This window comes from Actinacidiphila bryophytorum (genome assembly GCF_016916835.1).
In the GTDB taxonomy this organism is placed as follows: Bacteria; Actinomycetota; Actinomycetes; order Streptomycetales; family Streptomycetaceae; genus Actinacidiphila; species Actinacidiphila bryophytorum.
Genome location: NZ_JAFFIX010000017.1, coordinates 124,748 through 143,262, shown reverse-complemented (window position 1 = coordinate 143,262; position 18,515 = coordinate 124,748). Strand labels below are relative to the sequence as shown.

Here is an 18,515-nt window from a genome sequence, read left to right as displayed (position 1 = left end):
CCTGTGGAAAACTCCGCGCCTGTGGATAACCTCGGCGGCGGCCCCACCGGACCGTCGTGGCCCCGCTGCGACCGACTAGGGCAGCGTGATGCCTGGGTCCTGCCCGCCCAGCGGATCAAGGCACAGGCACTTGCGCTCGTCGTTGCCCGGCAGGGCGCCGATCAGCTCGAAGAGCACGTCCCTCATACGTCCGACGTTCGCGGCGAAGACTTCGAGAACCTCCTCGTGGCCGACACCGTCACCGGTGTCCGCGCCGGCGTCCAGGTCTGTGACCAGGGTCAGCGATGTGTAGCAGAGGCCGAGTTCGCGGGCGAGCACAGCTTCCGGGTGCCCGGTCATGCCGACCACCGACCAGCCCTGTGCCGCATGCCAGAGCGACTCGGCGCGAGTGGAGAAACGAGGTCCCTCCACAACGACCAGCGTGCCGCCGTCGACGGCGTCCCATCCGCTCGCCCGGGCGGTGCTCACCGCCGCCTTCCGGCCCACCGGGCAGTACGGGTCGGCGAAAGTCACGTGCACGACATTCGGCACCTCGCCGTCTGCCCTGGCCTCGCCGTCGAAGTACGACTGGGCTCGCGACTTCGTACGGTCCACGAGCTGGTCAGGCACAAGCAGCGTGCCGGGACCGTACTGCGCGCGCAGCCCGCCCACCGCGCACGGGCCGAGAACCTGGCGCACGCCGACCGAACGCAGCGCCCACAGATTGGCGCGGTAGTTGATCTTGTGCGGTGGCAGTCGGTGGTCCCTGCCGTGCCTCGGCAGGAATGCCACACGCCTCCCGGCCACCCCGCCGATGAAGAGCGAGTCGCTGGCAGGACCGTAGGGAGTGTCGACAGTGACTTCGGTCACATCGTCGAGGAAGGAGTAGAAGCCGGATCCGCCGATCACACCGATCTCGGCTCGTTCCTGCGTCACATCGCTGCTGTGCACCATGGCGATCACCTTAAGCCGGATGGGGAACGCGGCGAACCTCCGTCGTGCGTACGACGGAGGTTCGTAAGATCTGCGGCCAAGCGGCTCGCTGTCAGGCGCCTCAGGCGGCCGACGAGCTGCTCGACGTGGACGAGGAGCCGGAGGAGCTCGAAGACGACCCGGGCGAGGTTGAACTCGACGAGGAGCCTCCGCTCGGCTTGCTGTCCGTGCTCGCACTGCCGCTCTTGGCGGCGGGGGCGCTGCTGGACGAGGAGCCGCGGCTGTCGGTCCGGTAGAAGCCGGAGCCCTTGAAGACCACACCCACGGCCGAGAACACCTTGCGCAGCCGTCCGCCGCAGTTGGGGCACACGGTCAGCGCGTCATCGCTGAACTTCTGCACCGCCTCAAGGCCCTCGCCGCATTCGGTGCACTGGTACTGGTAAGTCGGCACTAGCTCCTCCTGGCACTCTTACTCAATGAGTGCTAACGACGCTCAATAGTGCAGCATTTCCGTGCGTCAGTCCACCGCGACCGCCCGACGGTGACCGATCGCACCTGCCGCCCGCATTGCTCGCGGCGCCGGCACCAGGTGCCCGCGCAGTCCCATGAGCACCACGAATGCTGCAACTGTGCCGGTCAGCGGCACGGTGAAACCGGCATGGGAACCGGCGTGGTCGGTCAGCAGCCCCGCCGCGGTGACAGCCGCAGCCTGGCCGAGTGCGACGGCTCCCGTCAGCCAGGTGAAGGCCTCGGTCCTGGTGGCCGGTGGAACGAGCGCCTCAACCAGCGTGTATCCGGTGATCAGGGCCGGTGCGATGCACAGCCCCAGCAGGAGGCCGAGGCCACCGAGTAGCGGTAGGGCCTGTACGGCCCACAGCGGGGCGCAGGCGAGCATCAAGGCCGCGTACGCCGTCAGCAGGCGCCGACGGGGGCTGCGCCGCCATGCGATCGCGCCGTACGCCACGCCCGCCAGCATGTTGCCCGCCGCGAAGGTGCCGTAGACGATTCCGCTCAGGCCCGGGTGGCCGGCTTCCTTGGTGAACGCGGTGATGGGCACCTGCATACCGCCGAAAACGGCACCTATGCCGAGGAGGGCGATCACCAGCGCGCGCACGCCCGGCACGGACAACGCCGAACTGTGGCGTGCGTCACTTCCTGTCGCCCTGTGGTGTGGGCGAGGGGCGGTCTTCCGTTGCGCCGCGAAAAGACTTCCCCCCGCAAGTGTGAGCGTCGCCTCGGCAATGAGCCCGGCCGCAGGATGCACTCCCGCGCACAGCGCCGTGGCGAGAACCGGTCCGATGACGAAGGTGAACTCGTCGGTCACCGATTCGAAGGCGGCAGCAGTCTGCATGAGCGGCGACGGCCCCGCCGAAGGGCCGGTCAGGGCCACTGCCCAACGGGAGCGCACCATCGGCCCGACCTGCGGCACGGTCGCGCCAGTCGGCACTGCTGCGGCAAAGAGTGCCCAGACGGGTGCGTGGGCCAGCGCCAAGGCCACCAGGGCGCCCACGGAGGCGGCGTGCAGCGCAATACCGGGTACCAGGACTGCCCGCTGCCCGAACCGGTCGGCGAGCCGGCCGCCGCGCGGCGCGCACACGGCCATGGCCACCCCTGTGACCGCGGCGACGGAGCCAGCGGTCCCGTAGGAGCCGGTGGTGTGCTCGACGAGAAGGACCATGCTCATCGTGAGCATGGCGAAGGGCTGCCGCGCAGCAAATCCCGGAAGGACGAAGGCCCACACCCCTGGCGTGCGCAGCAGCTGCCGGTAGCCCGGTGCACGGGCAGCGTCGTGCTTCGAGGAGGAAGGTGACGGGGAGGGGGAGGTGGGCACCATGGATGCCACAGCCTGGTCTTTCTGCTGCCTGGTAGCGCGAACGCGACCAGGGGCCGCCACACCGCGCCGAGAACCGTCCGCTCAGCGCGGTGTTCCGCGCCGGCTCTGCATCAGACAGAGGTTGTACTCGACAATTACCAGACCATGGTACGTGGCGGCGCAGGCGCCAGGTCCTGGTCCGGTCGCCCCCTCATGCCGGGCGGTCCCCGTCTTGCTGCCCCAGCCAGCCCGCCAGCTTGCCGCCGCGTCCGACAGCTCGCAGGCGGTCCTCGGCGGCATCGCGCACCGGGTCGGTGGCGACCACGAGCAGCTCGTCGCCGCGCCGCAAGGTGGTCGACGGCAGGGGGACGAAGCTGGAACCGTCGCGGACTACGAGGGTGACGGCGGATCCGGCCGGGAGCCGCAGTTCGTTGACCTCGACACCGTGCATACGTGAACCCTCGGGAATGGCCACGGACAGCAGGTGACCGCGCAACCGCTCAAGCGGCGCCGATTCGATGCCCAGGTCTGCCGGGTCGCTGCTGGCGCCGAGGCGCAGTCGCCGTGCCAGCCACGGGAGCGTCGGACCCTGCACCAGAGTGTAGAAAATCACCAGTACGAAGACGATATTGAAGATCCTGCGGCTGTCGCCCACTCCGGCCACCATCGGAATGGTGGCCAGCACGATCGGCACGGCACCGCGCAGACCGGCCCACGACATCAGCGCCTGCTCGCGCCAGGGGATGCGGAAGGGCAGCAGGCTGAGCACGACCTCCGCCGGACGCGCCAGCACGGTCAGGAACAATCCGATGACCAGGGCGGGAACGACGTCGTCGCCGAGTTCGTGCGGCGTCACCAGGAGACCGAGCAGCACAAACAGGCCGATCTGGGCGATCCAGCCGAGCCCCTCCGCGAAGCCGCGCGTCGCCGGGCGGTGCGGGAGCTTTGCATTGCCGAGGATGAGCGAGGCGATGTAGACGGCGAGGAAGCCCGAGCCGTGGGCTGTGGCACCGGCTGCGTATGCGGCGACCGCGATGGCCATCACGGCGATCGGGTAGAGGCCCGACGCGGGAAGGGCCACGTGCTTGAGGCCGTATGCGCCGATCCAGCCCACTGCGATACCGATCGCGGCACCGATCGCCAACTCGAGCAGGACTTCGCCGAGCAGGTAGTACCACGAGTCGATCGGGCCGGTTGCAGAGAAAGCGACGACCATGATCACGACTGGTGCGTCGTTGAACCCGGACTCGGCCTCCAGGACGCCGGTCACCCGCTTGGGGAGGGGCACATTGCGCAGCACCGAGAACACTGCGGCGGCATCGGTGGACGACACCACGGCACCGATGATCAGTGCCTGCCGCCAGTCGAGTCCCACCACGTAATGTGCCGCGCCCGCCGTGATGAACACGCTCACAAGAACGCCGACCGTCGACAAGACGGCGGCAATCGGCATGACTGGCTTGATTTCATGCCATTTAGTACCTAGCCCACCTTCGGCGAGAATCACGACAAGTGCGGCATAGCCGAGTACTTGGGTCAGTTCGACGTCGTCAAAGGTGAAGCCGAACAGGCCGTCCTGCCCGATGGCTACGCCGATGCCGAGGTAGATGAGCAGCGTCGGCAGCCCACTCCGGGACGCCAGGCGGACGGCTACGACGGCGACGAGCAGTACTGCCGCGCCGACCAGCAGGATCTCGTTGAGGTGGTGGACAGTCAGGGGCTCGGTCCTTTCAACTTTGTTGCCTAGGCTAATATTTTACCCTCTCTTGACGTTGCATGGTCCACCTTATGGTCGGCCCGACGCCGCGTCGGAGGCCCTCAGGGGATGCGCCTATGGTTGCCCTTGCACAACGAGCACCTTGATCATCTGGTCCGCCCTGCCCCTCGAAGGACAGCGATGCCCGCACGGAAGAAGTCCCGCCGCGTCCGCTACGTCGTGATCACGATCGTGCTGCTGCTCGTGGCAGGCGCAGGCTTCGGCTCGTACTGGAGCGTCAGTACGGTGCGCGCCTCGTTCCCGCAGACGTCCGGCTCACTCAAGCTCGCCGGACTGTCGGCGCCGGTCGACGTCAAGCGCGACGCCTACGGGATTCCGCAGATCTACGCAGACACCCCGCAGGACCTCTTCCGCGCCCAGGGCTACGTCCAGGCGCAGGACCGCTTCTACGAGATGGACGTACGCCGCCACCTCACCTCTGGGCGGTTGTCGGAGATGTTCGGCAAGGGGCAGGTCGAGACGGACGCCTTCCTGCGCACCCTCAACTGGCACGGCATTGCCCAGGAGGAGTACAACACCAAGCTCGACGCGACCACCAAGCAATACCTGCAGGCCTACAGCGACGGCGTCAACGCGTACCTCAAGGACCACAGCGGTGCCGGGCTGTCCGTCGAGTACGCCGCGCTGAAGTTCAGCAACAACTACAGGCCCGAGCCGTGGACCCCCGTCGACTCGGTGGCCTGGCTCAAGGCGATGGCATGGGATCTGCGCGGCAATATGCAGGACGAGATCGACCGTGCCCTGATGACGAGCCGCCTCAGCCAGGCGCAGATCAAGCAGCTATATCCCGCCTACCCCTACGACCGGAATCAGCCGATCGTCGATGCGGGATCCGTCGACCCGGTCACTGGCAACTACACGCCGGCGAACTCGTCCGGTCCTCAAGGGCTGAGCAACAGCGTCGACAGCCAGCTCGCCGGTATCTCGCAGATCATCGACCAGATGCCGGCGATGCTCGGTCCGAGCGGCAGTGGTATCGGGTCGAACTCGTGGGTCGTCTCCGGCACCTACACCACCACCGGCAAGCCGCTGCTGGCGAACGACCCGCACCTGGCGCCGCAATTGCCCTCGCTCTGGTACCAGATGGGCCTGCACTGCCGCACGGTGAACAGCGCCTGCCCGTATGACGTGGCCGGCTACACCTTCTCAGGCATGCCAGGGGTAGTGATCGGTCACAACCAGGCCATCGCCTGGGGAATGACCAACCTGGGCGCCGACGTCACCGACCTCTACCTGGAGAAGGTGACGGCGAGCACCTACCTCTACGACGGCAAGCAGAAGCCGTTCACGACCCGCAAGGAGATCATCAAGGTCGCCGGCGGCAAGGACCGGGTGATCACCGTGCGTGGCACCAACAACGGACCCCTGATCTCCGACCGCAGCGACGAGATCCGCACCGTGGGACAGACCGCGCCGGTCACGGATGCGCCAGGCGGTGTCAACGCCGGCTACGCCGTCGCCCTCAAATGGACGGCACTCACCCCTTCGAAGACGATGGACGCGGTCTTCGAGCTCGACAGGGCTACCGACTTCGACCACTTCCGCGCCGCCGCAGCCGACTTCGCCGTGCCGTCGCAGAACCTGATCTACGCGGACACCAAGGGCAACATCGGATACCAGGCGCCCGGGCAGGTGCCGATCCGCCCCGACGGAGACGACGGCACCTATCCCGTGCCCGGCTGGGACTCGCACTACAACTGGGGCAAGAACATCCCGTTCAAGTCCATGCCGTACGAGTACAACCCGTCCCGCGGATATATCGTCACCGCGAACCAGGCGGTCATCGACCAGAGCAAGTACAAGTTCATGCTGACCCAGGACTGGGGTTACGGCACCCGCAGCCAGCGCATCAACAACCTCATCGCGTCCAAGATCAAGGACGGCGGCAAGGTCTCCATGGACGACATGCAGGCGATGCAGGGCGACGACTTCAGCGAGATCGCCCAGCAGCTGGTTCCCTACCTCCTGAAAGTCGACATCACCGACGACAAGAACAGCTACGTCCGCAAGGCGCAGAAGCTGCTCGAAGGCTGGGACTACAACCAGGACGCCGACTCCGCAGCGGCCGCGTATTTCAACGCCGTGTGGCGGAACGTGCTCAAGCTCGCCTTCGGCAACAAGCTGCCGAAGGAGCTGCGCCCCGAAGGGCAGTGCCTGCGCGTGCCTCCTGTCGGCCAGACCGGGCCGGTCGACAACCTCGACGGCAAGGGCGTGGTCACCGTGCAGGAGTGCGGTGAACGCGATGCTGCCGAGGCGCAGCCGGACGGCGGTGACCGCTGGTTCGAGGTGATGCGCAACATCCTTCCCGACGCGAACAACGCCTGGTGGACGATGTCCACCACCGCCTTCTTCGGCACCGACACGAACAAGGCCCACCACAGCACCCGCGACCAGCTGCTCGAGCAGGCCATGAAGGACGCCCGCTACGAGCTCACCGCCGACCTGGGCAAGGACATAGACACCTGGAGCTGGGGCCGGCTGCACAAGCTGGACCTGAAGAACCAGACGCTCGGTACGGACGGCCCCGGCGTGGTCAAGTGGCTGCTCAACCGGGGCCCCTGGCAGCTCAGCGGCGGCGAGGCGGCCGTGGACGCTACCGGCTGGAACGCCGCAGGCGGTTACGACGTCGTCTGGGTCCCGTCCATGCGGATGATCGTCAACCTCAAGGACCTCGACAAGTCCCGGTGGATCAACCTCACCGGTGCGTCAGGCCACGCGTACAACGCCCACTACACCGACCAGACCGACAAATGGGCCAACAACGAGCTGCTTCCCTGGTACTTCTCTGATGACCGGGTGGATGCGGAAGCCAAGGCCAAGATGGCGCTGACGCCGTAATCCGGCATATATGGCGCGCGAGAAGCGGCTCAGCCTAAAGCGCTGCGCCCTTGTCCCGGAAAACGTCAACCGCGGAAGCGGTGCACTCCCTGAGGGGTGAGTGCGGCGTCCACGAGGTGGTCGTGCGGTTCTGCAGGGACCGACGCGACCACCTCGTCCGCGTAGAGGACCACCACGAGCGCGGGGTGCGCGGCGGCCTGCCGGACACGGGCGAGCACCCGGTCGTACGAGCCGCCGCCGCGGCCCAGGCGCACGCCCCTGGCGTCAACTGCAAGGCCCGGCAGCAGAATCAGTCCGGCCTGTGCGACCGCTTCAGGTCCCAACCGCGGGCCGGTCGGTTCGAACAGCCCGCGCCCGGTGCGCGCCAGGGTGTCGGAGCCCTGGTATTCGGCCCAGTCCAGGTCGTTGTCCGGCAGCAGGACGGGCAGCAGCACCCTGGTGCCGGTCTTGCGCAAAGCATCGATGAGCGGGCCTGTCCCGGGCTCCGTACCCATGGAGACGTATGCGGCCACTGTGCCCTTGCCGGAGCACTCGGGAAGGCCGCGTACCCTCTCCATCAGCGCCATGGCCGCGGCCTTGCGCTGAGCGGCCGTCAACTCGCGCCTGGCACCCAGAATTCGTGCCCGCAGCTCCGCCTTTTGCGTTCGAATCCCGCTCATGCCATCCACTACTGCTGTATACCAGCTGTGATAAACCGGTTCTTCACCTTCCATACATACACGAACGCTATGGTGTAGCACATGACGCGCACACGTAGCCGGATCAGCAAGGCTGTCATCCCTGCAGCCGGTCTCGGCACCCGCTTCCTGCCGGCGACGAAGGCGACACCCAAGGAGATGCTCCCTGTGGTGGACAAGCCGGCGATCCAGTACGTGGTCGAGGAAGCCGTTGCGGCGCAATTGTCCGATGTTCTCATGATCACCGGTCGTAACAAGCGTCCGCTGGAAGACCACTTCGACCGCAACTACGAGCTGGAGGAGACGCTCACCCGCAAGGGTGACAAGTCGCGGCTTGCACGGGTGCGGGAGTCGAGCGACCTGGCCACCATGCACTACGTCCGCCAGGGCGACCCCAAGGGGCTGGGGCACGCGGTCCTGTGCGCCGAGCCGCATGTGGGGGACCAGCCCTTCGCCGTGCTGCTCGGTGACGACCTGATCGACCCCCGGGACCGGCTGCTCGCCCGCATGATCGACGTGCAGGAGCAGTACGGGGGAAGCGTGATTGCGCTCATGGAGGTCGCGCCCGAGCAGATCCACCTCTACGGCGCCGCCGCCATAGTGCCCACCAGCGACAGTGATGTCGTACGTGTCGCCGACCTCGTGGAGAAGCCCGAGACCGATCAGGCGCCGTCCAACTATGCGATCATCGGCCGATACGTCCTGGACCCCGCCGTATTCGACGCCATCCGGAAGGTCGTCCCCGGGCGCAACGACGAGATCCAGCTGACCGACGCGCTGCGCGACCTCTCCCACCGGGACGACACGGGCGGCCCGGTGCACGGCGTCGTCTTCACCGGGCGCCGCTACGACACCGGCGACCGCGGCGACTACCTCCGTGCGATTGTCCGACTGGCATGCGAACGTGAGGATCTGGGACCCGAATTCCGGTCCTGGCTGCGGTCGTTTGTCACGGAGGAGATGCAAGAGTGAGCCATGGCGCCGACCACGTGTGGTCCGTCACCGAGCACCTGGACAGCATCCTGGGTCAGTTGACCCCGCTGGAGGCGATCGAGCTGCAACTGCTCGACGCACAGGGCTGCGTACTGGTGGAGGACGTCACCGTGCCGGTGGCGCTGCCGCCGTTCGAGAACAGCTCCATGGACGGTTACGCCGTACGGGTCGCAGACACCCAGGCTGCGACGCGGGAGCATCCGGCTGTCCTGGAAGTGATCGGCGACGTGGCAGCGGGCAGTGACGCGCTGCCCTCGGTCGGGCCCGGCCAGGCCGCCAGGATCATGACCGGCGCCCCGCTGCCTCCCGGCGCCGAGGCCGTCGTCCCCGTCGAGTGGACTGACGGGGGGACCGGTGGTGGACCTGCCACCACCATGGCCGCGCACAGCCTCGATCCTTCCGGCGCCGGCGGCGAGGTCCGAGTGCACCAGGGGGCCGGCAAGGGGCAGTTCGTACGGGCACGAGGTAGCGACGTCGCTGCGGGCGAACTGGCGCTCGCGGCAGGAACCGTCCTCGGCCCTCCGCAGATCGGACTGCTGGCCGCCATCGGCCGCAGTGCCGTGACGGTCAGGCCGCGCCCTCGGGTCGTCGTCATCTCGACCGGCAGCGAACTCGTCCAGCCGGGTGACGAACTCGGCCCCGGACGGATCTACGACTCCAACAGCTTCGTCCTGACCGCCGCCGCCCGCGACGCCGGCGCCATCGCGTACCGCGTCGGCGCGGTCATCGACGAGGTCGAGACGTTGCGCGCGGCCATCGAGGACCAGATGGTCCGCGCCGACATCATCGTCACGACGGGCGGTGTCAGCGTCGGCGCATATGACGTCGTAAAAGAGGCGCTGTCGTCGCTCGGCGGCGCAATGGACCAAGCCGAGGACGGTCCGGGCGCAGCACAGGGCCACGTCGAGTTCCGCAAGCTGGCCATGCAGCCGGGCAAGCCGCAGGGTTTCGGCCGCATCGGCCCCGACTGCATCCCGCTGCTCGCCCTGCCTGGCAACCCGGTCAGCGCATATGTGTCGTTCGAACTCTTCGTCCGGCCCGCCATCCGGACGCTGATGGGCGTCGGATCGGTTCACCGGGACGTCGTAAGGGCCGCGTGCGTGACCGCGATCGACAGCTCGCCGGAAGGGCGGCGGCAGTTCCTGCGCGGCCGCTACGACCGGACGTCGGGCACTGTCACCCCGGTAGGCGGGGCGGGTTCGCATCTGGTGGCAGCCCTCGCGCACGCCAACGCCCTGATCGTCCTTCCCGAGGCCGTGACCTCGACGGAAGCCGGCGACGAGCTCGACGTCGTGGTGCTGGGCTAGCGCTTCCCGACGCAGCGCGCGGGGTCCCGGGGCGAGGAGCCGCGGCTGCCGGTACGGTGTCTGCCCTAGAGAGCGCACCGGGAGAACGATGAGCAGCCCGCAGCATCACCTCACCCACCTCGACGAGGCAGGCGCGGCCCGCATGGTCGACGTCTCCGCGAAGGACGTGACCGCCCGCAGCGCCCGTGCAAGCGGGCGGGTCCTGGTCAGTCCGGATGTCGTCGAACTGCTGCGCGGCGCCGGAGTACCAAAAGGCGACGCAATTGCCACGGCGCGGATCGCCGGCATCATGGGCGCCAAGCGCACCCCTGACTTGATCCCGCTGTGCCACCCCCTGGCCGTCTCGGGGGTCACCGTCGACCTGGAAGTCGCGGACGACGCAGTGGAGATCACCGCCACGGTGAAGACCACCGACCGCACCGGCGTGGAGATGGAAGCGCTGACCGCGGTCAGCGTCGCGGCCCTCACGGTGATCGACATGGTGAAAGCCGTGGACAAGGCGGCGGTCATCACCGACGTGCGGGTCGAGGACAAGACCGGCGGTAAGTCCGGCGACTGGCACCGGTCATGACCGGTGCCCCCGCCGCCATGCGGGCGCTCGCCGTCACCGCGTCCAACCGCGCCGCTGCCGGGGTCTACGAGGACCGCGGCGGGCCGCTGATCGTCGCCGCGCTGGAGGCCCTCGGCTTCGACGTCGACGGGCCGCAGGTCGTCCAGGACGGTGAGCCGGTCGGACGGGCGCTGCGGTCGGCGGCGGCTGCCGGTTACGACGTGGTGGTCACCACCGGCGGCACCGGCATCTCACCGACTGACCGCACGCCCGAGGAGACCCGCCAGGTGCTGGACTACGAAATCCCCGGTCTTGCCGAGGCGATCCGCGCCGCAGGGCGGGAGAAGGTGCCGACCGCAGTGCTTTCCCGCGGCATCGCGGGCGTCGCAGGCCGCACACTGGTGGTGAACCTCCCCGGGTCGACCGGGGGAGTCAAGGACGGGCTGGCGGTGGTCACCCCCCTCCTGGTGCACGCAGTTGATCAGATTCGGGGCGGCGATCATCCGACTTCCGCACCTTCGGAACCATCAGTCCCTGGGAGACCGAGCTGAACGGGTCCTGGCCGACGGAACTGGTGGACGGTGACATCACCCTCCGCCCGATCAGAATGCGCGACCAGCGTGCATGGCGTGAGGTCAACCGTCGCAACCGCGACTGGTTGCGCCCCTGGGAGGCGACCGTGCCGCCCGCACCGCCTGGCCACATCGCACAAAGGCCGACATATCGACAAATGGTGCGCCATCTGCGCGGTGAGGCGAGCGCCGGCCGCATGCTGCCGTTCGTCATCGACTACCAGGGCCGGCTGGCGGGACAGCTCACCGTCGCAGGCATCACCTGGGGGTCGATGTGCTCCGCGCACATCGGCTACTGGGTGGACGAGGCCGTGGCCGGCCGCGGAGTGATGCCGACGTCCGTCGCGCTCGCCGTCGACCACTGCTTCCGGCGTGTCGGGCTGCACCGAGTCGAGGTGTGTATTCGGCCCGAGAACGGGCCGAGCCGCCGCGTCGCCGAAAAGCTCGGCTTCCGGGAGGAAGGGCTGCGGCCGCGCTATCTCCATATCGACGGGGGCTGGCGCGACCATCTGGTCTACGCACTGACCGCCGAGGAAGTACCCGAGGGTCTGCTCAACCGCTGGCACCAGGCGAAGCCGAGCGCATCCCAAAAATAAGACAATTGTTCGAAAATGAAGCCTATCGCAAAAAAATCTCGGCTTATCAGCCAGATCGTGCGACACACCGGGCCAAATTCCGCATGGCGTGTCTCGATCCCCCCTACCGTGTAACGCGTGAGCAGTAGTGGCCTCATCTACGCAGTCATCGTCGGGGCCTGGGCTGCCTACCTGGTGCCGATGTGGCTCCGTAGGCAGGACGAGCTCAACGAAGCGCGTCCGACGGAACGCTTCAGCACCGCCATCCGGCTGCTGTCCGGGCGGGCGGCGATGGAGCGGCGCGTCGCCAAAGCGCGAGGTGAGAACGTCGAGCCCGGTAGCGGCGACGTCGAGGACGACCTCGACCCCGCGGACGTCGTGGACGTCCGCGGCCTTGCCGTGCCCGCGACCGAGGTGCGCCCCGCACCCGGCCGTGACCGTACGGCGGCACCCGGCCCGACCCGCCAGGACCCCCGCGCCCAGGTGCTCGCCCGCCGGCGGCGTACGACCACGCTGCTGTTCCTGGCGTTCACTGTCGGTGCCATTGCCGCGGCAGTCGGCGGCGTCGCGCTGCTGTGGGCACCCGCGATCCCGGCTGCCCTGCTGACGGTCTACATCGGCCAGATGCGCCGCCAGGAGCGCCGCCGCTACGAGGTGCGCCTGGACCAGCGCCAGGCCGCAGAAGCGGCGCGGCGCCTGCGCGCACGGCCCGACCGGCCGCGCCCGGAGCGTTCGCGTGCCGAACTGCCCGCCGCCCCTGCCGAGGAGGCGGCCCCGCCTGCTCCTGTGGTTCCCGCGCCGTCGCCGCGTACGGCCGACCGCCGCGCCCTGGTCGAGCAGACGGACCACGCAGAGTGGGTCGACCAGCAACGCGCCCAGCAGTCGGCTGACGACGGTTGGGACCCCGTACCGGTCCCGCTGCCCACCTACGTCACCGCGCCGGTCGCACCGCGCACCACGGACGGTGTGGACCTGGGCGCTGCCGACACGTGGAGCTCGGCGCGCTCGGGCACGGCAGCGACGCCCGAGTCCACCGCGCCGCAGGCGGTCCCCACGGCCCGTCCGCGACCGCGTACCGCCCGCACTCCGCTCTTCGACCAGTACGCCGACCCCGACCGTCCGCGTGCGGCGAACGAGTAGCCTTCCCGCCAGCCGATATCGCGTTCACGACCACCCGTGCCGGGGTGCTAGAGTTTTCCTCGTTGCAAGGGCCTGTGGCGCAGTCCGGTAGCGCACCTCGTTCGCATCGAGGGGGTCAGGGGTTCGAATCCCCTCAGGTCCACAACAATTCTGTTCCTGTAGCAGCATCAGGACGGTTGACGAGGTCCCGCTGGCCAATGTGGTCGGGCGGGGCCTTTGTCGTTTCCGGGGGCGGCGGCGTATTCGGCGGGTGAGGGAGTGGTTCGGGCCGTCAGGCCAGCAGGTAGGCGATCAACGACAGCGACGCCATCGAGAGCAGGGTGGACAGCAGCACGGTGTCGCGCGGCAGGTCGGTGTCGAGGTCGTATTCCGCGGCGAAGATGAACGCGTTCTGCGCCGTGGGCAGTCCGGCGCACATCACCACGGCGAAGAGGGCGTGGCCGGAGAGCCCGACGCCGTAGCGCGCGAGGACATAGGCGAGAGCGGGTTGCACGGCGACCTTCAGGGCCACCAGCAGGCGGCGTTCGGTGCGGCCCTCCGGGGTCGTGCGGGTGCGGGCGTTGAGGGACATGCCGAGTGCGAAGAGCGCCGTGGGTACGGCGGCACCGCCGAGCATCTGCAAGGGCGACGTCAACTCGCCGGGAAGGCTGTCACCCTTCCCGAGGGCGGCGACCACCAGCCCTGCTGCCGACGCGGCTATGACGGGGTTGCGGAACGGCAGCCGCAGCATGCGCGGCCATATGTCGCCGGTGCCGCGGTGGGTGTCGAGATCGATCAGCACGAGGATCAGCGGCGTGATGAACAGCATCTGGAAGAGGGCGGCGGCGATGATGAACGACGTGTCGTGCAGTACATGCACGGCGACGGGGATGCCGAGGTTCGCCGAGTTGACGTAGGCGGCGCACATCGCGCCGATGGCCTGATCGCCCTGGCGGCGGTGGAAGACCCAGCGGCTGAGTGCGAGTCCTGCTGCGAAGACGGCGACCAGACTCGTTGCGAAGACCCCGACGCCGGCCGTCGCAAGGTCACCGACATGGGACTTGGACATCGTCAGGAAGAGCAGCGACGGCATGGCGAAGGTGAAGGCGAACCTGCCCAGAACGTGCTGAGCACCGTCACCGAGGAGGCGGTAGCGGCCGCCGAGCCAGCCGAGCGCGGTGACGGCCCAGATGGGCAGGAATCCGGTCAGTACCGAATGCACACGCCCGCCCGCTCCGTGCCCTCGCTGACTGATCTGTCCATCGCGTCAGCATGCCTGAGCTGTGCGGGGCGCCGATGAGCGGGGTCGTATGAGCAGGCAGTCCGATGATCGCCCGCCTGTCGACCTCCGCTTCGCATAGGGCTGTTGGGCCGGACGTGTGACATGCGCCACGCCTGGGCGGGGAAATATTCCGGCAGCCGTAAGAGCTTGAGTTTTCAAGATCTTACGAGGGAGTCGACATGTCGGCAGACGCAAGTCCGGTGCCCGCAGTGACGTCCGCTGTACCGCCCGCCGCCGCTGTCCGTACCAAGGTGCGCGTTCCGCTGCGGTTCCCTGACGGCTGGGAGACCGTCGTGGACGTCTTCACCTTCTCCGGCCTCGCCGACGGCAAGGAGCATCTGGCGCTCGGCATCGGCGACTACGAGGCTGCTGCCGTGCCGCTGGTGCGGCCGCATTCCGAGTGCCTCACCGGTGATGTCTTCGGTTCCCAGCGGTGCGACTGCGGCCCGCAGTTGCGCGAGGCCCTGGAGCGTATCGGCGAAAGCGGCGGCTACCTGCTCTACCTGCGCCAGGAGGGCCGCGGTATCGGCCTGTACGCCAAGCTCGACGCCTATGCGCTGCAGGACGACGGCCTGGACACCTACGAAGCCAACCGCGCGCTCGGCCGCGGCGAGGACGAGCGCGACTACACCGCTGCCACGCAGATGCTCAACGCTCTGGGCGTTGGCGCGATCCGGCTGCTCAGCAACAACCCCGACAAGGCTCGGCAATTGCAGCGGCTCGGTACTGATGTCGTCGAGCGGGTGCCCACCGGGGTGCACATCTCCGATGCCAATGTCCGCTACCTGCGTGCGAAGGTCGAGCACACTGGGCACACACTCGCTCTCCCAGCCTGAGGGGACTGCGGGGCTGGTGGTGCGGTTGAGCGGCGAGTGAGTGACACGACCCACGATCGAAACGGTGGCGTTTCGATCGTGGGTCGTCTACGCTCTAGGTGTACGACATCGTTTCGATGACGACGTTGCGCACCGTAGCCGACTGTGCGGGCGGCTCACAGAACGAGGCCGTACGCTGTGCCCGCCAACCAGTGGATTCGGAGGTCAGGACAATGACGGCTCAGGCATCCGCCGGGCGCCGTACCCGCCTGTCCCCCGAGCGCGAGCGCGAGCTGTACGAGGCGGTAGTCGAGCTTCTGCGGGAGGTCGGCTACGAGGCGTTGACGATGGACGCGGTCGCCGCCCGTACGCGGTCGAGCAAGGCCACCCTCTACCGCCAGTGGAAGGGCAAGCCGGAACTGGTCGCCACCGCTCTGCGGCATTCCAAGCCGGTGTCGATCGCGGACATCGACACCGGGTCGATCGCCGGTGACCTGCACGAGCTGATCCGTTGCCACGACGAGAACGAGACCAAGCGCGACCAGGAGCTGATGCGCGGGCTCGCGCACGCCGCCTTCCGGAACGAGGACCTTTTCCGCGCGCTGCGGGAACTGCTGATCGAGCCGGAGCTGGACAGTTTCCGCGTCCTGGTGCAGCGAGCCGTGGACCGCGGTGAGCTGGCCGCGGACAACCCGGCGAGCGAGTTCATTCCACACATGCTGTTCGGCGGCGCAATGGCGCGTCCCATCATCGAGGGCATCGACGCCGATCCCGGATACAGCCACAGATACATCGACGCCGTCGTCGTCCCCGCGCTCGGTTTGTCGTAAGTCACACCGCGACGTCACACCAGCGGGACCGATCAGCCCACAAGCACACCGTCACGCCGGTCAGGCATGCCCCGATGCCGCCGCACATCCTTCGAGTCCCCCCATAGCCCGCCCCACCTGACACGCCGCTCTCGTCGTCGGGCTGGTTCCACACGCCCAATTCCGACCCCTCCTGACGGGAGCCCCTGCCTCCATGGCCACTTTCCTCTACAAGCTGGGCCGGTTCGGCTTCCGGCGACGGCGGTACGTCGTCCTCTTCTGGGTCGCGCTGCTCGCCCTCGCCGGTGTCGGCGCCGCGACCGCACCGTCCGCGCCGGCGGACAACTTCACCGTGCCGGGCACGGAGGCGCAGAAGGCCTTCGACCTCCTGCACGAGCGATTCCCCGGGACGAATGCCGACGGCGCGAGCGCCCGCATGGTGTTCAAGGCGCCCGGCGGCCAGAAGGTCACCGCAGGGCCGAACAAGGCCGCGGTGGAGAAGGTCGTCGCGGAGCTCGGGCAGAGCCCGCAGAAGGCTACGGTGGCCGACCCGTACACCGCTGACGCGGTCAGCAAGGACGGCACCACCGCCTATACGACGGTCACCTACCAGGCGAAGTCGGCCGAGATCACCGATGCCACGCATACGGCGATCGAGAAAGCCGCCCAGCACGGCAGGGACGCGGGGCTGACGGTCGAAGCGGGCGGCACTGCGTTGCAGGCGTCGCCGTCCACCGGCAACAGCGAGGTCATAGGCGTCGGTATTGCCGCGGTCGTACTTCTGATCACGTTCAGTTCGCTGGTGGCGGCAGGGCTGCCGTTGCTGACCGCCATCATGGGCGTCGGCGTCGGCATCGCGTCGATCACCGCACTGGCGAGCACCTTCGGCCTGTCGGCAACGTCGTCCACCCTTGCGTCGATGATCGGACTCGCGGTCGGCATCGACTACGCCCTCTTCATCGTCTCTCGCCACCGCCATGAGCTGATGGAGGGCAGGGACGGCGAGGACGCGGCAGGGCGCGCGGTCGGCACCGCGGGGTCTGCGGTCGTCTTCGCCGGACTGACCGTGCTCATCGCACTGGCCGGCCTGTCGGTCGTCAACATTCCGATGCTCAGCAAGATGGGCCTCGCAGCAGCCGGGACGGTGGCCATTGCCGTCCTGATCGCCCTGACGCTGATCCCGGCGCTGCTCGGCTTCGCCGGCCCGAAGGTGCTCACCCGCAAGGTGCGCAAGGGGCGGGCGGTCGCCGACGGCAAGCCGAACATGGGGACGCGCTGGGCGCGGTTGGTGGTGCGGCGGCGCGTTCCGTTCCTGGTGGCAGGAGTGGTCGCGCTGGGGCTTGCGGCCATCCCGATGAGCGGCATGCAGCTGGGGCTGCCCGACGACGGCTCGCAGCCGGTGAGCACCACCCAGCGCAAGGCCTACGACATGCTCTCCGACGGCTTCGGGGCGGGCTTCAACGGACCGCTCATGATCGTGGTCGACGGTGCGCACAGCGACAACCCCAAGGCGGCGGCACAGGAGGTCAAGAAGACGATCTCCGGATTCGCGGACGTCAAGACGGTGACCGAGCCGGCGTTCAACCCCAAGGGTGACGCCGCGACGCTGAGCGTGGTGCCGGTGTCCAAGCCGAGCAGCGCGCAGACCGAGGACCTGGTGCATGTCATCAGGGGCCATTCGGGTGAGTTCGCGAAAACCACCGGCGCCGAGGTGCTGGTGACCGGCACCACCGCGATGAACATCGACGTCTCGCAGCGGCTCAACGACGCGCTGGTGCCCTATCTGGCGCTGGTCGTCGGCCTGGCCTTCCTGCTGCTGATGATCGTGTTCCGCTCGGTGCTGGTGCCCCTCAAGGCGGCGCTCGGCTTCCTGCTGTCGGTGCTTGCTGCGCTCGGTGCGGTGGTGGCGGTCTTCCAGTGGGGCTGGCTGGCAGGGTTGCTCGGGGTGGAGCAGACCGGGCCGATCATGAGCATGATGCCGATCTTCATGATCGGCGTGGTGTTCGGCCTGGCCATGGACTACGAAGTCTTCCTCGTCACCCGAATGCGCGAGGCCTATGTCCACGGCGAGAGTCCTGGGCAGGCGGTCGTCACGGGATTCACCCATGGCGCGCGGGTGGTGTCGGCGGCGGCGGTCATCATGATCAGCGTCTTTGCCGGGTTCATCGGATCGTCCGAATCGATGATCAAGATGATGGGCTTCGGCTTGGCCATTGCGGTGGCATTCGACGCGTTCATCGTTCGTATGACCATCGTGCCGGCGGTGCTCGCACTGCTCGGGCGTGCCGCGTGGTGGCTGCCGCGACGTCTGGACCGCGTACTGCCCAACGTCGACGTGGAGGGCGAGCAGCTGCGCAAGAACCTCGCCGCCCAGCCGCAGTCGGCTGTCGAGCCCGAGCCGGAGCCGGCGGTGGTCTAGCCCGTACCTCACCCGTACGGGTGAGTGCCCTGCCGAGTGGTTCGCACCCCGTGTGCG

The 18,515-nt window shown here is 68.2% G+C and carries 16 protein-coding genes and 1 tRNA gene; 11 read left to right on the top strand and 6 right to left on the bottom strand.

The genetic code is table 11. The annotated features are described in order from the left end of the window. Positions 1-75 precede the first annotated feature (75 nt). The 4 genes from JT723_RS23370 to JT723_RS23355 form a co-directional block, all read right to left on the bottom strand. Positions 76-933, bottom strand: coding sequence for an S-methyl-5'-thioadenosine phosphorylase (locus JT723_RS23370; protein WP_205046752.1), 858 nt, complete (start codon positions 931-933; stop codon positions 76-78). Between the two features lie 100 nt (positions 934-1,033). Continuing rightward, positions 1,034-1,363 carry an FmdB family zinc ribbon protein gene (locus JT723_RS23365; RefSeq protein WP_205046717.1) on the bottom strand — a complete coding sequence of 110 codons (330 nt, stop codon included), beginning with the start codon at positions 1,361-1,363 and terminating at the stop codon, positions 1,034-1,036. A 66-nt stretch (positions 1,364-1,429) separates the two neighbouring features. Further along, on the bottom strand, positions 1,430-2,746 hold the full coding sequence (locus tag JT723_RS23360; RefSeq protein WP_205046751.1) for an MFS transporter: 1,317 nt from the start codon (positions 2,744-2,746) through the stop codon (positions 1,430-1,432). 190 nt (positions 2,747-2,936) lie between these two features. Beyond that, positions 2,937-4,478: a potassium/proton antiporter gene (locus tag JT723_RS23355; RefSeq protein WP_205046750.1), complete on the bottom strand. Its 1,542-nt coding sequence runs from the start codon at positions 4,476-4,478 to the stop codon at positions 2,937-2,939. A 144-nt stretch (positions 4,479-4,622) separates the two neighbouring features. On the opposite strand from JT723_RS23355, the gene JT723_RS23350 reads away from it, so the two are divergent. Then, positions 4,623-7,340 (top strand): penicillin acylase family protein, encoded by a 2,718-nt coding sequence (locus JT723_RS23350; protein WP_205046716.1) that lies wholly within the window; start codon positions 4,623-4,625, stop codon positions 7,338-7,340. Positions 7,341-7,405: 65 nt separating this feature from the next. On the opposite strand, the gene JT723_RS23345 is transcribed toward JT723_RS23350, so the two are convergent. Further along, positions 7,406-7,999, bottom strand: a complete 594-nt coding sequence (locus tag JT723_RS23345; protein ID WP_205046715.1) for a 5-formyltetrahydrofolate cyclo-ligase — start codon at positions 7,997-7,999, stop codon at positions 7,406-7,408. Positions 8,000-8,080: 81 nt separating this feature from the next. Between JT723_RS23345 and galU the strand changes: the two genes are divergently transcribed. The 7 genes from galU (at position 8,081) to JT723_RS23310 (ending at position 13,296) form a co-directional block, all read left to right on the top strand. Further along, the gene (galU, locus tag JT723_RS23340) at positions 8,081-8,989 is read left to right on the top strand and encodes a UTP--glucose-1-phosphate uridylyltransferase GalU (protein ID WP_205046714.1); all 909 of its coding nucleotides are present in this window, start codon (positions 8,081-8,083) and stop codon (positions 8,987-8,989) included. Continuing rightward, entirely contained in the window at positions 8,986-10,317 is a 1,332-nt protein-coding gene (gene glp, locus JT723_RS23335; protein WP_205046713.1) for a molybdotransferase-like divisome protein Glp, read from the top strand. The genes galU and glp overlap by 4 nt, the downstream gene beginning before the upstream one ends. A gap of 88 nt (positions 10,318-10,405) precedes the next feature. Further along, positions 10,406-10,888: a cyclic pyranopterin monophosphate synthase MoaC gene (moaC, locus tag JT723_RS23330; protein WP_205046712.1), complete on the top strand. Its 483-nt coding sequence runs from the start codon at positions 10,406-10,408 to the stop codon at positions 10,886-10,888. Next, the gene (locus JT723_RS23325) at positions 10,885-11,418 is read left to right on the top strand and encodes a MogA/MoaB family molybdenum cofactor biosynthesis protein (protein ID WP_240166059.1); all 534 of its coding nucleotides are present in this window, start codon (positions 10,885-10,887) and stop codon (positions 11,416-11,418) included. Before moaC ends, JT723_RS23325 begins: the two co-directional genes overlap by 4 nt. Continuing rightward, entirely contained in the window at positions 11,415-12,035 is a 621-nt protein-coding gene (locus JT723_RS23320; RefSeq protein WP_205046748.1) for a GNAT family N-acetyltransferase, read from the top strand. Before JT723_RS23325 ends, JT723_RS23320 begins: the two co-directional genes overlap by 4 nt. Positions 12,036-12,152: 117 nt before the next feature. Continuing rightward, on the top strand, positions 12,153-13,154 hold the full coding sequence (gene sepX / locus JT723_RS23315) for a divisome protein SepX/GlpR (RefSeq protein WP_205046711.1): 1,002 nt from the start codon (positions 12,153-12,155) through the stop codon (positions 13,152-13,154). A gap of 68 nt (positions 13,155-13,222) precedes the next feature. Next, positions 13,223-13,296: transfer RNA gene (locus JT723_RS23310), tRNA-Ala, on the top strand. 129 nt (positions 13,297-13,425) lie between these two features. Here JT723_RS23310 and JT723_RS23305 read toward each other — a convergent pair. Beyond that, on the bottom strand, positions 13,426-14,355 hold the full coding sequence (locus JT723_RS23305; RefSeq protein WP_205046710.1) for an AEC family transporter: 930 nt from the start codon (positions 14,353-14,355) through the stop codon (positions 13,426-13,428). Between the two features lie 239 nt (positions 14,356-14,594). Here JT723_RS23305 and JT723_RS23300 point away from each other — a divergent pair, with 239 nt between their 5' ends. The 3 genes from JT723_RS23300 (at position 14,595) to JT723_RS23290 (ending at position 18,458) form a co-directional block, all read left to right on the top strand. Next, entirely contained in the window at positions 14,595-15,251 is a 657-nt protein-coding gene (locus JT723_RS23300; RefSeq protein WP_205046709.1) for a GTP cyclohydrolase II, read from the top strand. A gap of 212 nt (positions 15,252-15,463) precedes the next feature. Then, positions 15,464-16,060: a TetR/AcrR family transcriptional regulator gene (locus JT723_RS23295; RefSeq protein ID WP_205046708.1), complete on the top strand. Its 597-nt coding sequence runs from the start codon at positions 15,464-15,466 to the stop codon at positions 16,058-16,060. 193 nt (positions 16,061-16,253) lie between these two features. Continuing rightward, a complete protein-coding gene (locus JT723_RS23290) occupies positions 16,254-18,458 on the top strand; it encodes an MMPL family transporter (protein ID WP_205046707.1) in 2,205 nt (734 codons plus the stop codon). Positions 18,459-18,515: the final 57 nt, after the last annotated feature.